The organism is Methanospirillum lacunae, assembly GCF_003173355.1.
Taxonomy (GTDB): domain Archaea; phylum Halobacteriota; class Methanomicrobia; order Methanomicrobiales; family Methanospirillaceae; genus Methanospirillum; species Methanospirillum lacunae.
Genome location: NZ_QGMY01000009.1, coordinates 84,837 through 98,175, shown reverse-complemented (window position 1 = coordinate 98,175; position 13,339 = coordinate 84,837). Strand labels below are relative to the sequence as shown.

Here is a 13,339-nt window from a genome sequence, read left to right as displayed (position 1 = left end):
TTTTTAGAGGAAGAGAAATGAGTCTTATTAAAGTTGCTAAAACCGGGGAGATACCTCCCGGAACAATGAAACATGTTGAGATCAACGATAAAGAACTGTGCATCGCAAATGTCGGTGGCACATTCTATGCTATTGGAGATCGGTGTGGCCATGAGAACGCCAGTCTTGCCAGGGGTAAACTGGAAGGGACACTTGTCGTCTGCCCCATGCACTCTTCAAAATTTGATGTGAAAACTGGAAAAAAAGTATCAGGACCTGTTCTTGAGTTAGCCGGTATCGCCAAAAAGTTCAGCGGATGTCCTGAACACGTGAGAACTGAGATGAGTGCCATGTTTGAAGGGATAGCCGAGGCACAGAGTTCTATCAAAACCTATGATGTACCGGCCTATGAAGTAAAAATAGACGGTAACGACATCCTGGTGAACGTGTAAGAGCGTTGAATTGAGAGTCATACTTTTTAGTTTTCTTATCCACCAAAATTTGGGGTTAAATTTATCTGAAAGTTAATTGTCGTGAGACGAGATTTACCGGTTGTTTTTTTTAGTAGCGCCTTTCCACTAATCAGATCTTACATGTATCATCATCTTCAGTTAACGTACCATACCATTACCTGGTCTTCATGACAACTCCCTGAGTTTCAGTTCAGATACTGTTACATCCGGGTTTCGATACCGCTGCCATCCCTCTGTTTTTATCCCGACCTGAATAGCCTGAACCGGACAGTTGTGGATGCAGCCGCAGCAGAGTTCGCAGCGGTGCTGAAAGACCGGTTTTTTCTGGACGATTTTGATATTATTTGCCGGGCAGACTGCGGCGCAGGTCCCACAGGAAGTGCATTTTTCTGATACAGTGAACTTCTGGTCCTCTCCATGGACACGGCTGAGGAACCGGTGATAGAACAGGATGTGAAGGATCTCTCCGAAGAACGAATAGGGGAGCTTTGCTTTCCGGCATTGCAGGGCAGCCTCGGCAATCCGGGCGATTTCATTATCCGCCGTTGCAAGTATTTTTGCACGTTTCTCTCCTTTCGGGGACTCGTACATCAGGATGTAGTTGCCTGGCATCTTTACCATGAAACCCGCATCAAGCCCATGGGACGTATTCTGCTGGAGAATTCCGTTGAGCTGCTGAAGGGCGGGGGCAGCCCCGGTTCCCCCGAATGTGCAGACAGCAAAGATATATTTTTCATTCCTGAAGCGGAGACGGGATACAAATGATGCCACCATCGCTGGCAGACCTATGAAGTATACTGGGAAAACAATCCCTATACGCTCTACTCCTGGGGTAATGTCCCCAGTTGTATCATAAAATGATGCAACAGGCACCAACTCAGTCTCCCCTAGTGTCGCTGCGATTTTCTTAGCAACAGATAGTGAGTTTCCGGTGCCAGTAAAGTAATAAATTACAGTGGACATTTTGGTTCTCGTAGTTATTTCATTGTCTAGAATTGTGATACCGTTTATGGTCATTACTCCGACAAGAGGAGGCCTTTGATGATGTCAGTCTATATCTTGTGATATAATTTTTCTTTACGCAAACATATTGACGACTTTGTTAGATTAACTAATATCCAGTGTCAACTCCATCGTGCAATTTGCCTCATCTACCACATTCTCAATGAGCTGAACATGCAGGTACATAAGAAGAAACGATGTATTGGACAGACCATTCAGGGGTTTGACTTCCTCGGGTATACTATCCATCCTTTTCGGAGACTTCGCCCATCAGGTGAAAGCACGAGACGCCTACATGAGAACGTGCCCGCCGGCCTTATGAGCAGGGAGTAACAATTGAGAGACTTTGGCAGTATGTATCAAAATGGTATCAATGGCTTTGGGTCGGTGTATATGGGTGAGTATCAAGAAAAGGCAGAGTCAGGAAGTATTAATTCTGGATAACAACGGCATTGAATATAAAAAAGCAGCCAAAAGTACAGGATACTGTTTTTTCATACATCTGTACAGCCCCATCAAAGCCCCATAAAACCGGTTTTTTGCCCTACGCGGAGGTGGTCACCAATTCGTAGAAATCCTGCATCGCATATATTGATAAGGTACGTTTGCAGGTACCATCTGTTTTTATATCAAGTTTCTGAATATATTGTTTCATGGGCGTGTGGATCTCTTATCTACGAATAGTATTGATCATCCTTCTGATATCAGCAATAATTCCACTTATGTCTGCCAATACAGACGTTCAACAAAAAACCCCCTCTTTTATCGATACAACCTCATCGAACCATTCAGTCATATTTCATGAAACGGGAAGTGGGACTTATGAGTATGCTCCGGATCGTCTTCTGGTAAAATATAACACAGATTTGGTAACATCTCAGGAGTTCGTCTCTGCTTCGGCTAGTCTTAATGCACAGGCTGATGCCTCTGTGATGACTGATTATACTCCCCTTGGTCTTCCCGGTCTTGAACTCGTCAGAATAGGGAGTAACAATGTATCAAAAGCGATGGAGATGTATTCAAAAAGCCCGTACATTGAATATGCAGAACCGGATTATCTAATACGTATGCCAGATGATGAGAATAATTCCTCTGCCCTTTCAGCATCAGATCAAGAAAATTACCTGGCCAACATTCCAAATGATACGTATTTTAATGATCTCTGGGGAATGCATAACACCGGTCAAAATGGTGGGACTCCCGGGGTCGATATCAATGCACCGGAAGCCTGGCGTGACATAACAGGATCAAAGGATATCATCATTGCAGTTATAGACAGTGGGGTTGACTATACACATCCGGACCTGGCAGGGAATATGTGGGTCAACAGTCACGAGATTCCGGACAATGGCATCGATGATGATGGAAACGGATATGTTGATGATTATCATGGATACAGTTTTGATCCCCTGCGTCCGGATCCCATGGCGACAGATCTGCATGGAACCCATTGTGCAGGAACCATCGGAGCAGTTGGAGATAATGGATTAGGAGTCTGCGGGGTGAACTGGCACACCTCTATAATGCCGCTCAATACGTACAATGTGACTGTCGAAGGGCATTATACATCCTCCCTGATTGCAGCATATCTGTACGCAGACATGATGGGCGCCCGGATTACGTCAAACTCATATGGGGGGGCCCCATATTCACAGGCATGGTCTGATATAATAAATAGTACCCATTTTCTCATGGTATGTGCGGCAATGAATGAGGGGTCAGATAATGACAAGCGTCCAGTATATCCTGCAGACTATCAAAATCCCAACATTATATCTGTTGGATCGATAGATTCCAATAATTATAAATCATGGTTCTCCAATTATGGGAAAACCTCTGTCGACCTCATGGCCCCGGGTGGTGACATATATAGTACCTCATGGGGTTATGAACCATATTCATGGCTATCAGGGACATCTATGGCAACTCCACACGTTGCGGGTGTAGCGGGACTTCTCCTGAGTTGGAATCCATATCTGACAAACAAAGAACTTGTAGACCGGATCTTATCAACTACTGATCCTATTGGAGATGGCAACCTCTATCCCACGGTGACCAATGGGAGAGTGAATGCAGCTCACGCGTTATACTGGAATTCTCCTCCAGAGATCAATTCAGTGTACCCAAATCATGGGTATAACAACCACACGGTTGCTATAACGAATATTTCAGGCAATAACCTCTTTGATCGATCAATTGTCAATCTCACCAGGCAAGGGGGAAAAAATATCACGGCAATCAATGTAGCCGTCATATCTCCTCATTCAATCTCCTGTTTATTCCCAATTACCGGTGCTTCTGTAGGAACATGGAATATTTCTGTTACAAATCCATATGGCCAGACCTTCGAATTACCAAATGGGTTTACTGTTTCTGAAAGTACCATATCTTCGCCTGTTATCACAGGTATTATTCCGGCATTAGGTCAGGCAGGCACGCATGTTCCCTTCACCCTCACAGGTTCGAATTTTGATTATGTAAATACCGTCAATTTGAGCAGGAATGGGATGGCAGATATTTCTGCAGTCGGTACGCTACAAGGCAATAATCTAACCGGGGTATTTAATATTCCATATATTCATTCCACCGATCTCTGGAATGTTACTGTAAACCAAAGCGGTTCATATTGTTCTATCTCTAATGCCTTCACGGTGCTAGCGACTGCTCCAGCACCTCAATTATCCAGGATTGAACCAAATTTTTCATATAACTCTCATGCTGCCGAGTTAGCAATTATTGGATCCAACTTTGTTGATGGTATTCGTGTTGCGCTTCTCACTCCTTATGGATATATCGTACCAAATTATACTCAGGTACTTTTTTCAAACTCAAGTTTTGTCAGCACATCTTTTGGGATATGGGGTTTTACTCCTGGTAATTATACCGTGATACTCACCAATCCTGATGATCAGCAGTGCTCACAGAAAGACATATTTACAATTCTCGATGCATACTCAACTCAGACCGTTATTGAGTCAATAACTCCTTCTTCAGCTTTGAATAATACCTTTGCTCACATCGAGATAAACGGGTCATTTCTCAGCCCTTCGATGAATGTCTGTCTGGAACCTCTTTACTCGTATGATCCGATAGTTGTCAACTATTCTCCCTGGTATGATGATCAGTCAGGCAACATCAGTGCCACTCTTGACCTCCATGGAATACCAACCGGATCATATGAGATTAAACTTATAAATACGACCACCGATATGTCCAGCTTTCCCTTCCCCTTCGATATAATGTATTCTGACGTGATGGTTAATGCAACCTCTGACCGGTGGACAAAAACATTTCCATCAGGCGTCAGAATGTATCCTTCCGGAACAAATGCTTCATATTATACTCAGGCAAGACCAGGTTCCATTCTGACAGACGTTCTGGTGAACAACGCATCTGTCGGAGCAGTGCCAAACTGGACTTTTACTGATCTTGGTGGTAATCAAACGATCGAATCGGTAGGAAATCCAATACCCGGACAGGTAATGGTATTCTTCACTGGATCTCCAACCTATGGGGCAGCACCTCATACTGTTCAATTCAATGATAGTTCACTTGGATCACCAACGTCATGGTACTGGCAATTTGGTGATGGATCATCCAGTACAGCGCAAAATTCTTCACATACATATACTGCGCCTGGTGTTTATTCAGTAACACTGAGAGCATGTAGTAATCAGAGTGGTGGAGTTGGCGAATGGAGCAAATATGTCACTGTTACGAATGGTGTTATTCCATCACCAACACCCACACCGATTCCTGGTAACATTGAACCCAATTTTGTAGTATACCCAATTCAGGGACGTATGCCGCTATCTGTTCAGTTCACTGATATGAGTACAGGTAATCCAACATCATGGTACTGGGATTTTGGAGATGGTGTTACATCCACCTCTCAGAATACTACTCATCAATACGCCAAACAAGGATCATATGATGTGACATTCCTCGTAAAGAATGAAATTTCCAGTGGTAATTTAGTTAAATCAAAAGTGATTACTGTTATTGAATAGATTATTTGAAACAGATCGCTTTTATTGTATCTGTAATACCGATCATCATTGTTTATCAAATTGCCAGTAGATAGAATGTGAGTGTGATCTTTCCTGGTTTTGATATCCAAATTACTCTCCTCAATCTGTTCAATAGCAATATAATTTCCTAATATCTCCTGTTGGGATATAATAATGAAAACCAAATCCAATGTAGATAATAGAGGTTTATTGGTTTGAAAATCCCTGTCTTTCCGCACAGGCAGGAATTTGATATCGTGGAATTTGGAAGACGTTTCTGGGTGTGTTTTTATGACGAGGTGGTCTGCACCTCAAATATGTGTATTATTCTGTTCTTAATTTGCTAATCTCAATGATCTTAATAGTTACTTGTTGTCTATTGGTATCGTCCCTATACTGTTTGGTAGTGGTATTTGATCGATATAAAATATCAAAAAGAATGGAAACAGATTCCTATATTCTATAAATGTATTGTTTATGCATCATGAAGTATTAGAAAAAATTAAGGTGTCAAGCCCATACCAGCCGTTGTGAAAGGATCTGAACTCAGGGATCGATGCATGTTTCTTGACGCAGGTGTGGAGCGTTCTCTTGGTGATGCATCAGTGTACGTATCCGGGATCCTGAGGAAGGGGGAGTATGATTCTTCACGGGTTATCGGTTCGGGCCTCTCTGGAGAAACCCGGGTGAATGGTTCAGGACTGCTTGCCTTTGGGTTTCAGGGAACCAGAAACCGGGCGATGATAATCAGAGGGTTTGTGCCAGGTAACATGTCGGTTCAGGATCATTTCAGGTACGGGGGAAGAATATGATCCGGGAAATGTTAAGTGGTGTTCTTGGTGGTGTAACCATCGTTAACATACTGGGACTTGTCTTTTTGTACCAACAGTACATGAAACTGGCTTCTTCTTCTATTGAATTCGCTGCCCTGGTGGTGGAATCTGTAGAAGAACAGAAGGACGGTTCGATAACTGTAGATCCTCTGGCTCTTGCAGCAACCTCGATGGATCACATCAGCCAGTTATCCGGGCTTCTGAAATTGATACGGTTCTGATCTCGTCATTGGCATACTACGTTGTGAGATCAGATAGTATTGTGCCGGGGGGATACTCCGGCCTTTCTGGGGAGGTTGAGAAGAACGACGGGGTCACTCCCGTTATTCTTTGTATGAGTGTTGAATCTCGGCAACACTCGCGGCGTTTTTGATGGATGGGTGATTCAATCACCCTTACATACCCAACCGGATAAACATAACTAATGAGTCGTACTGTACATCGGAAAACTGGCAAAAAAAGCCAATAAGCTGGCAACCCATTCTGGAAGAAAAACCCTTACGGCTGATGATATTGAGATATCTTTTTAAAATTAGCTTATTTGGCCTCATCATCGCAGGCAGAAACTATTGTACATGTTACCTTCTTCAAAGCCTGGGTACTCTTCTCCCATAGTCCCGGATTTATCCCTTTCAACGAAGAGACGAGTTCTTCCAGATGAATAATCCCGGCCTTCTCCTTGTCACAAGTCTTCCCAAACCTGGGAGCCCGGCAGGTATGACAGATGGAAAGGGCAAACCGGTTCATCGTCTCCTGATCAAACATCTGCTTGTTCAGTTCACGTGCTGCAACATCTGTTGATCCACATGGCGACCGGCGGATCGGCTGGCACCAGACAATCTGCTCTCCCTCCAGAAGGACATGAAATACCGGCCTGCCAAACACCTTTGCATACTCGTTGATCTGCCAGAACTCCGTGTTTGGCAAAAGAGAACACATCGTTTCAGGTCCGATTACAGCAGGGTTATACTCCTTTGCTTGGGCGATGAATCCAGGACCTAAGTTCACCCCGAGCAGGACCGGGACACCGGTCTTGATCAGTTCTATCGCAATATCGGGATGTCGAAGATAGGAGATATATAGATCACAGGGAGGGATTGTGAGATCGATATCATCAACAACCAGCAATGAGGAAAACGGAAGCAGGATCCATTCGGTGGAAAATCGCCTGCGTATCTGCTCATACGCCCGTTCCCCATACTGCCCGTCACTCACGATCCCGATCTTCACGATAACTGGGTGTACATGGAGAGTCCATTTTAATAAATATTGATATCTGTACCTACATCACCTCATCCTTTGGTGAAATGGCCTCACAGTCCTGAAATCCCTTAATATTTATAGATAGAATGGAAATCTTTCATACCACATATCATGACTCATATCTGGCATATACTCACCTTCTCCCTGATACTCCTCATCCTCTCTGGGATTGCGTCCGGATCAAACCAGACACAAATCCCGGGAAATCGGTCGAGTTCTACTAATTTCTCTGATATTATCGAGGTACCTGATGTGCAATCAATACTCACCAATCCCCCTCAGTATTATGGAAAGACAATATCACTGAAAGCAGTGGTTTCAAAGACCTCTCCTGAAAAAAAGGCATTTGCCGTTGCTGACCGGGTCGGGTGTACTCTCTGTACTGAAAAGAATGCCAAAAACTCTATTACAATCCGATACACCGGAGAGCCTCCAAAATACCTCGATATCGTACGAATAACCGGAGAAGTCGTTCCTGAAAAAAACAAAGGATTTCATATCAATGCCACTGCGGTGAAGAGGTAAGATAATTAATTGTAGAGATCTCAACAAACTTCAAAATCTCATACTATTCCAATTTTAAAGATAAAATATCGTTTCATTATCGTTTGTCTGTATCCTTTACCATAAGTATATACATTATTTCAAATAATACTGAGTTAGTTCACTATTGTGACTCACACGGTTGAATCATTATGTCCACTATCAAACGGTTATCCTTCCTAGATACGTACCTGACGATTTGGATCTTCCTCGCAATGATTATCGGAATTGCGATTGGGTACTTCGCACCGGCAGCTCCAGCCTTCATTACCAGCCTCTCGGTTGGGACGACGTCGATCCCCATCGCAATCGGCCTGATACTCATGATGTATCCTCCGCTCGCCAAAGTTAAGTATGAGGAACTGCACCTGATATTTAAGGATACAAAAGTTCTGGGGCTTTCTCTTGTACAGAACTGGATCATCGGGCCGATCCTCATGTTTCTTCTTGCTTTGCTCTTCCTCTCGGATCAGCCACTCCTCATGTATGGCCTTATCCTGGTTGGTCTTGCCCGGTGTATCGCAATGGTTATCGTCTGGAATGACCTTGCCGGAGGAGACTGCGAATATTGTGCTGCCATCGTAGGATTAAACTCAATCTTTCAGGTCCTGTTCTTCTCCCTGTATGCATGGGTTTTCATCACCGTGCTTCCCCCGATCTTTGGGATCACAGGCACATCTGTATCGATCACAATGATAGAGATCGCCATCAGTGTTTTCATCTATCTCGGTATTCCATTTCTTGCCGGACTGTTCAGCCGGATTATCCTCATTAAAATGAAAGGAAAATCATGGTATGAGACAGTCTTCATCCCAAGAATTTCTCCAATCACCCTGATTGCTCTGCTCTTTACTATCATTGTCATGTTCTCCCTGAAAGGAGAATACATCATTACCGTACCGTTCGATGTCATCAGGGTTGCCATCCCCCTGATCTGCTATTTCCTGATCATGTTCATGGCAACCTTCTGGATGAGTTGGAAAGCAGGGGTGGATTACCAGAAATCTGCTACCCTCTCGTTCACGGCCGCCTCAAACAACTTTGAACTTGCTATTGCCGTTGCGATCGCCGTATTTGGGATCGCATCACCGGTCGCTTTTGCCACCGTCATCGGCCCACTGGTGGAAGTTCCTGTTCTTATAAGCCTGGTCAATGTCGCTCTCTATCTAAAAGGAAAATGGTACGGGAATGAGTCAGGAGGAGAATGTTCCCTTTCCTGAATTTTATCTAAAATACAAGGAAATGATTACGCATGTCAACTCCCAGGAATAACCTGGTTTCTTATTTAGGCGTAAAAGTATGGTGAGTACCCGGTGTTGTCCTGCCGACTGTGCCATCCGGGAAGACTGGGAGGAGGAACTGAACCAGGTGAAATCAGCACATAGGATGAAACCGCACAAAAATGGAGCAGATACTCAAGGTTATCAGTCACCCATCAGGCTGAAGATTCTCCTGATGCTCAGTAATCGTGACCAGTGTGTCTGCGAATTCATCTGGATCTTCAAAGAATCATCCACTCTCATCTCCAACCACCTGAAGATCCTCAAAGATGCTGGGCTTATCGAGACCTATTACCGGTCAAATCACAAGATCTACAGGTTCAGGGAAGATGCAGACCGGACGATCATCACGTTCCTTCATCAACAGTGGAAGAAGAATACGAAACAGAAATAATTGGTACTCCTATGAAACAAAAAGTCCTCTTTATCTGCACCCACAATTCTGCCCGCTCCCAGATGGCCGAAGGGTATCTCAATGCGAAGTACAGCGATCGATACGAAGGATTCAGTGCTGGAACGGAAGTAACACGGGTTCATCCCCTTGCTATCCGGGCGATGGAAGAGATTGGAATTGATATCAGTCATCACCGATCAAAGGTACTTATCGAGTTCTTTGACCTGGATATCGATCTCGTAGTGACTGTCTGTGATAGTGCCAATGCTGCCTGTCCTATGTTCCCGGGAGCAAAGCAGATGGTCCATGTCAGTTTTCCGGACCCGTCATCTGCAACAGGGAGCGAAGAAGAGCAGATGAAGATCTTCAGACAGGTAAGGGATGAGATAATCACCTGGATTGATTTAAATCTCAAAAAATAATCTTTTTTTGGATGATAAGTCCTTTTCATCCGTTCTGCCTGGGGCCCCCAACAGGGCACCGTTGGGGTTTTTGGAATGATTATCCCATAAACAGCAACGCGGTGAAATACAGACCTATCAGAATGAATATCACCGCTACGATTCTTCTGAACCAGACCTCGGCAGCCTGCACCTTTCCCAAAAAATTACTACATCGCTTCACCCCGGTGACCAGAAGCACTGAGAAGAGGATCACCGGCAGGCCGGTTGCAAACCCAAATGCCAGAGGAACTCCGATCGGATCCTGAGTACTCAAAGCCAGTGGCACAAGCATCCCGAAGAAGAGGACCGCACTGAACGGACAGAAACTCAAGGCAAAGAGGATCCCGAGGAGAAAACTCCCGAGCAACCCCTGATCTGACAACTTTTGGCTCATCCGTTCCTTGAGATCCTGCAGGCCGGCATGTTCAAACCCAAAGGAGAGTGGTATGATCTCAAGCATCAGGATACCACAGATAAGAAGGATCGGACCGAGGAGGAGATCACCATATTCCTGTAGGAACAGGGCAATTGCCTGGACATTAAGCCCGCACAGGACGATGAGGGCAGCAATGGTAACATACACAAACACCCGGCCAAGGTTGTAGAACAGTCCTACCAGGATTGTATACCGGCTGTCCCCTATCTTGCGGGAGACATATGCAATTGCCGTGACGTTTGTCGCCATCGGGCAGGGACTTATCGCCATCATCAGGCCGATGAAGAACGCAGCAACGAGGGGGATGTCACTCGTCCCCATCGCTTCCATGAAACTCATCAGGTCAGTCACGAGAGGTCTCCTGCAAGCCGTTGATCGATAACACCTTTTAGGTAATTCATGTACTGGGTCTTGTTCCCGGTCATATACCAGACCTTACGATTATTCTCTCTGGTAAAGGAGGTCTTGTTGTACACCCCGATCATCAGTGAGGAACCCGTTACTCCATACTGCTGCACAAGATCGGCATTCTTCTCATCCTGGAAATTGATGTGATCAAAGATGAGTTTCCCGTTCCTGAGTTCGTTTGGGAAATACTCTTTCACCGTTTCTTCTGCATAATCACCTACGGTTGTGCAGCTCCGACACCCGTTGGTAGGATGGAAATGGTACACCTCAACTTTCTCAACCGGTGACGAGAAACCGGCAGTCTTTGACTGACCTGCCGGTGTTGTGCATCCGGTAACCAAGATCAACCCCACGAATACTGCAACGATCAGGAAAAAAAGGGAACGTCGTGCATGTGTTGTTTGCACATGATTCTGTATCATGTATTCAGTGAAAATCCCTGATGTTCTATCAGTCATATAAACCAAGCAAATAAACCCGGGGGATATTATGCCTCTAATGAACCGGAGAGTCTCTTGTCTAGGAGGTCTTTCAGGTAGGTATCGAATTTCCCTTTGTCCCCAACAATATACCAGACCTTAAGGTTCTCTTCTTTGTGGAAACCGGTTGCATCAGTTACTCCGATCATCAATGAGGAACCGGTTACTCCGAATTTCTTAACGAGGTCTGCGTTCTTGGGGTCTTGATAATTGATATGATCAAAGACGATCTTCTTGTTTTCAAGTTCTGCTGGATATGATTTTTTTATCAACTCTTCAGCATAGTTCCCGATGGTTGTGCACGTAATACATCCGTTCGTTGGATGAAAGTGATACACTTCAACCTGTTTAACGCTTGAAGAGGTATTGTTTGCTTCTGCTGCAGCGGCTCCTGAAATGAAGAATCCAAAGCAGGCGATACACAGGAGCAGGAATATCACTGTACTCCTTTCGTTACATTTCGTTGATGATTGCTGTTTCATGAATACACCTGAAAGAAAAGAAGAATGGGTTTGTTGTCAGTACGAGATGATGGAATATATTCTGGAATTGGTATGACACCGAACACGCTCATATCTGACTGCCCCATCATTCAATTTATTTTGAATTGATAATAAAGTTGCCGTAAAAATTTGAAAATTTCAGGGATTATGTACCAAACGAGAGGTATCGCCCCTCTCATAACGCAATCATGAAAAAAAGAATCGATAAATTATACCCAGATCTGAATACACCGTTTTCCCATTTGGGTGATAGAATAGATGAGAAAGATGCCATCCTGTTCTTTTTCTATTAATCCTACGGTGGTGAGAGTTTTAAGGTGATACGATAGTTTGGAGTCAGCAATATCGATAACCTCCTTAATCACACAGACACAGAGAGGTTGAATGTTGAGGAGGTAAAGAATTTGAAGGCGGTATACATCAGATAAAGCGGTGAAAACGCTCTTTTTTCTGAGTAGTTCATCGTCTGGTGGAAGATATTGTTTAAGACCCTCTACTCCACCGATCTGATCTAAATTTTCCTCAATTGGTTCAGGCAATCCCATATGTTACAATCCGATTATTCTTTTGTTCTTCATAGTATGAAATACTCCGGTTTATCGTTGACATCGTTTCATTTGATTCAATAACAATTGAAATCATTATTAACCCTGGCCCCGATCTTTCACTGGGGTATGCGTATAAAACCACTTATTCGCAGCATTTTATGAGCGATTTTTTCTCTCCTTCAATCCCGTCTGCAGCAGTAACCAATACTCGGCGGATGAGATCAGCAGGGATCAATTCATAGAACTCATCATGGATTTGAATAGTTCAGCATTCTGCTGATACCTCTTCAATAATACGTACACTGGACACCCAGAAGGTCTGGACAACTGTGCATTGGGTATGTACTCTTCAAGCGGTTTGCCATTGATCAGGACTTTGTTTCACTCCGGTTACTGATCGGATGGGAGCACCGTTTCCGAATACCTGATCCGAATTCCCTGTTTGGTAAGTGCTGGGGTGATCTCCTGGATCACTGATGCTAGGGTAGTCCTGGTATTAGAGCACCGGACAGAGGTATGAAAAACATCTACACCGACATGTATCCGTTCAATACCAAATTCCTTGTTCATGGAGTTTTCATCTGGTCTTAACTACTTGTTCGTTCTCGCTGAAGTGTTCAATTTTCTCCGAATTGGCACTATTGGTTCTTCTGACGATCAGGAACAGTGTGACGTTGATTACCAGACATGATTCTAATAATTTTAATTTTCCGTAAACATAGGAGGCATTTATCTGTACTTGTTT

The 13,339-nt window shown here is 44.1% G+C and carries 17 protein-coding genes; 9 read left to right on the top strand and 8 right to left on the bottom strand.

Translation table 11 applies throughout. The features are described from left to right. Positions 1-17 precede the first annotated feature (17 nt). On the top strand, positions 18-431 hold the full coding sequence (locus tag DK846_RS13335; protein ID WP_109969455.1) for a Rieske (2Fe-2S) protein: 414 nt from the start codon (positions 18-20) through the stop codon (positions 429-431). 186 nt (positions 432-617) lie between these two features. Here the strand turns inward: DK846_RS13335 and DK846_RS13330 are convergent, their stop codons facing one another. Together DK846_RS13330 and DK846_RS17755 are read right to left on the bottom strand one after the other, a co-directional pair. Further along, entirely contained in the window at positions 618-1,415 is a 798-nt protein-coding gene (locus DK846_RS13330) for an EFR1 family ferrodoxin (RefSeq protein ID WP_109969454.1), read from the bottom strand. A 144-nt stretch (positions 1,416-1,559) separates the two neighbouring features. Further along, a complete protein-coding gene (locus DK846_RS17755; protein WP_181391784.1) occupies positions 1,560-1,703 on the bottom strand; it encodes a hypothetical protein in 144 nt (47 codons plus the stop codon). A gap of 404 nt (positions 1,704-2,107) precedes the next feature. Between DK846_RS17755 and DK846_RS17910 the strand changes: the two genes are divergently transcribed. The 4 genes from DK846_RS17910 to DK846_RS18365 all read left to right on the top strand — a co-directional run bounded on the left by DK846_RS17910 (position 2,108) and on the right by DK846_RS18365 (position 6,827). Next, complete coding sequence (locus DK846_RS17910) at positions 2,108-5,464, top strand: S8 family serine peptidase (protein ID WP_219970717.1); 3,357 nt, start codon at positions 2,108-2,110, stop codon at positions 5,462-5,464. A gap of 560 nt (positions 5,465-6,024) precedes the next feature. Then, positions 6,025-6,276 carry a hypothetical protein gene (locus tag DK846_RS13315; RefSeq protein WP_109969453.1) on the top strand — a complete coding sequence of 84 codons (252 nt, stop codon included), beginning with the start codon at positions 6,025-6,027 and terminating at the stop codon, positions 6,274-6,276. Continuing rightward, complete coding sequence (locus tag DK846_RS13310) at positions 6,273-6,518, top strand: hypothetical protein (RefSeq protein ID WP_109969452.1); 246 nt, start codon at positions 6,273-6,275, stop codon at positions 6,516-6,518. Before DK846_RS13315 ends, DK846_RS13310 begins: the two co-directional genes overlap by 4 nt. 213 nt (positions 6,519-6,731) lie before the next feature. Next, a complete protein-coding gene (locus tag DK846_RS18365) occupies positions 6,732-6,827 on the top strand; it encodes a histone-like protein (RefSeq protein WP_109969538.1) in 96 nt (31 codons plus the stop codon). 7 nt (positions 6,828-6,834) lie between these two features. On the opposite strand, the gene DK846_RS13300 is transcribed toward DK846_RS18365, so the two are convergent. Beyond that, on the bottom strand, positions 6,835-7,527 hold the full coding sequence (locus DK846_RS13300; protein ID WP_109969451.1) for a DUF166 family protein: 693 nt from the start codon (positions 7,525-7,527) through the stop codon (positions 6,835-6,837). Between the two features lie 144 nt (positions 7,528-7,671). On the opposite strand from DK846_RS13300, the gene DK846_RS13295 reads away from it, so the two are divergent. The 4 genes from DK846_RS13295 (at position 7,672) to DK846_RS13280 (ending at position 10,199) form a co-directional block, all read left to right on the top strand. Continuing rightward, positions 7,672-8,085 carry a hypothetical protein gene (locus DK846_RS13295; RefSeq protein WP_109969450.1) on the top strand — a complete coding sequence of 138 codons (414 nt, stop codon included), beginning with the start codon at positions 7,672-7,674 and terminating at the stop codon, positions 8,083-8,085. A gap of 170 nt (positions 8,086-8,255) precedes the next feature. Then, the gene (arsB, locus tag DK846_RS13290) at positions 8,256-9,323 is read left to right on the top strand and encodes an ACR3 family arsenite efflux transporter (protein WP_146201229.1); all 1,068 of its coding nucleotides are present in this window, start codon (positions 8,256-8,258) and stop codon (positions 9,321-9,323) included. 79 nt (positions 9,324-9,402) lie between these two features. Further along, entirely contained in the window at positions 9,403-9,777 is a 375-nt protein-coding gene (locus tag DK846_RS13285; RefSeq protein WP_109969448.1) for an ArsR/SmtB family transcription factor, read from the top strand. An 11-nt stretch (positions 9,778-9,788) separates the two neighbouring features. Then, a complete protein-coding gene (locus DK846_RS13280) occupies positions 9,789-10,199 on the top strand; it encodes an arsenate reductase ArsC (RefSeq protein ID WP_109969447.1) in 411 nt (136 codons plus the stop codon). A 79-nt stretch (positions 10,200-10,278) separates the two neighbouring features. On the opposite strand, the gene DK846_RS13275 is transcribed toward DK846_RS13280, so the two are convergent. The 5 genes from DK846_RS13275 to DK846_RS13255 form a co-directional block, all read right to left on the bottom strand. Beyond that, on the bottom strand, positions 10,279-11,007 hold the full coding sequence (locus DK846_RS13275; RefSeq protein WP_245926554.1) for an aromatic aminobenezylarsenical efflux permease ArsG family transporter: 729 nt from the start codon (positions 11,005-11,007) through the stop codon (positions 10,279-10,281). Then, positions 11,004-11,486 carry a nitrophenyl compound nitroreductase subunit ArsF family protein gene (locus DK846_RS13270; protein ID WP_146201228.1) on the bottom strand — a complete coding sequence of 161 codons (483 nt, stop codon included), beginning with the start codon at positions 11,484-11,486 and terminating at the stop codon, positions 11,004-11,006. Before DK846_RS13270 ends, DK846_RS13275 begins: the two co-directional genes overlap by 4 nt. Positions 11,487-11,551: 65 nt before the next feature. Next, entirely contained in the window at positions 11,552-12,025 is a 474-nt protein-coding gene (locus DK846_RS13265; RefSeq protein WP_109969445.1) for a nitrophenyl compound nitroreductase subunit ArsF family protein, read from the bottom strand. Between the two features lie 230 nt (positions 12,026-12,255). Further along, positions 12,256-12,591: an ArsR/SmtB family transcription factor gene (locus DK846_RS13260; protein WP_109969444.1), complete on the bottom strand. Its 336-nt coding sequence runs from the start codon at positions 12,589-12,591 to the stop codon at positions 12,256-12,258. A gap of 393 nt (positions 12,592-12,984) precedes the next feature. Further along, positions 12,985-13,164 carry a DUF2703 domain-containing protein gene (locus DK846_RS13255; protein WP_109969443.1) on the bottom strand — a complete coding sequence of 60 codons (180 nt, stop codon included), beginning with the start codon at positions 13,162-13,164 and terminating at the stop codon, positions 12,985-12,987. Between the last annotated feature and the right edge of the window lie 175 nt (positions 13,165-13,339).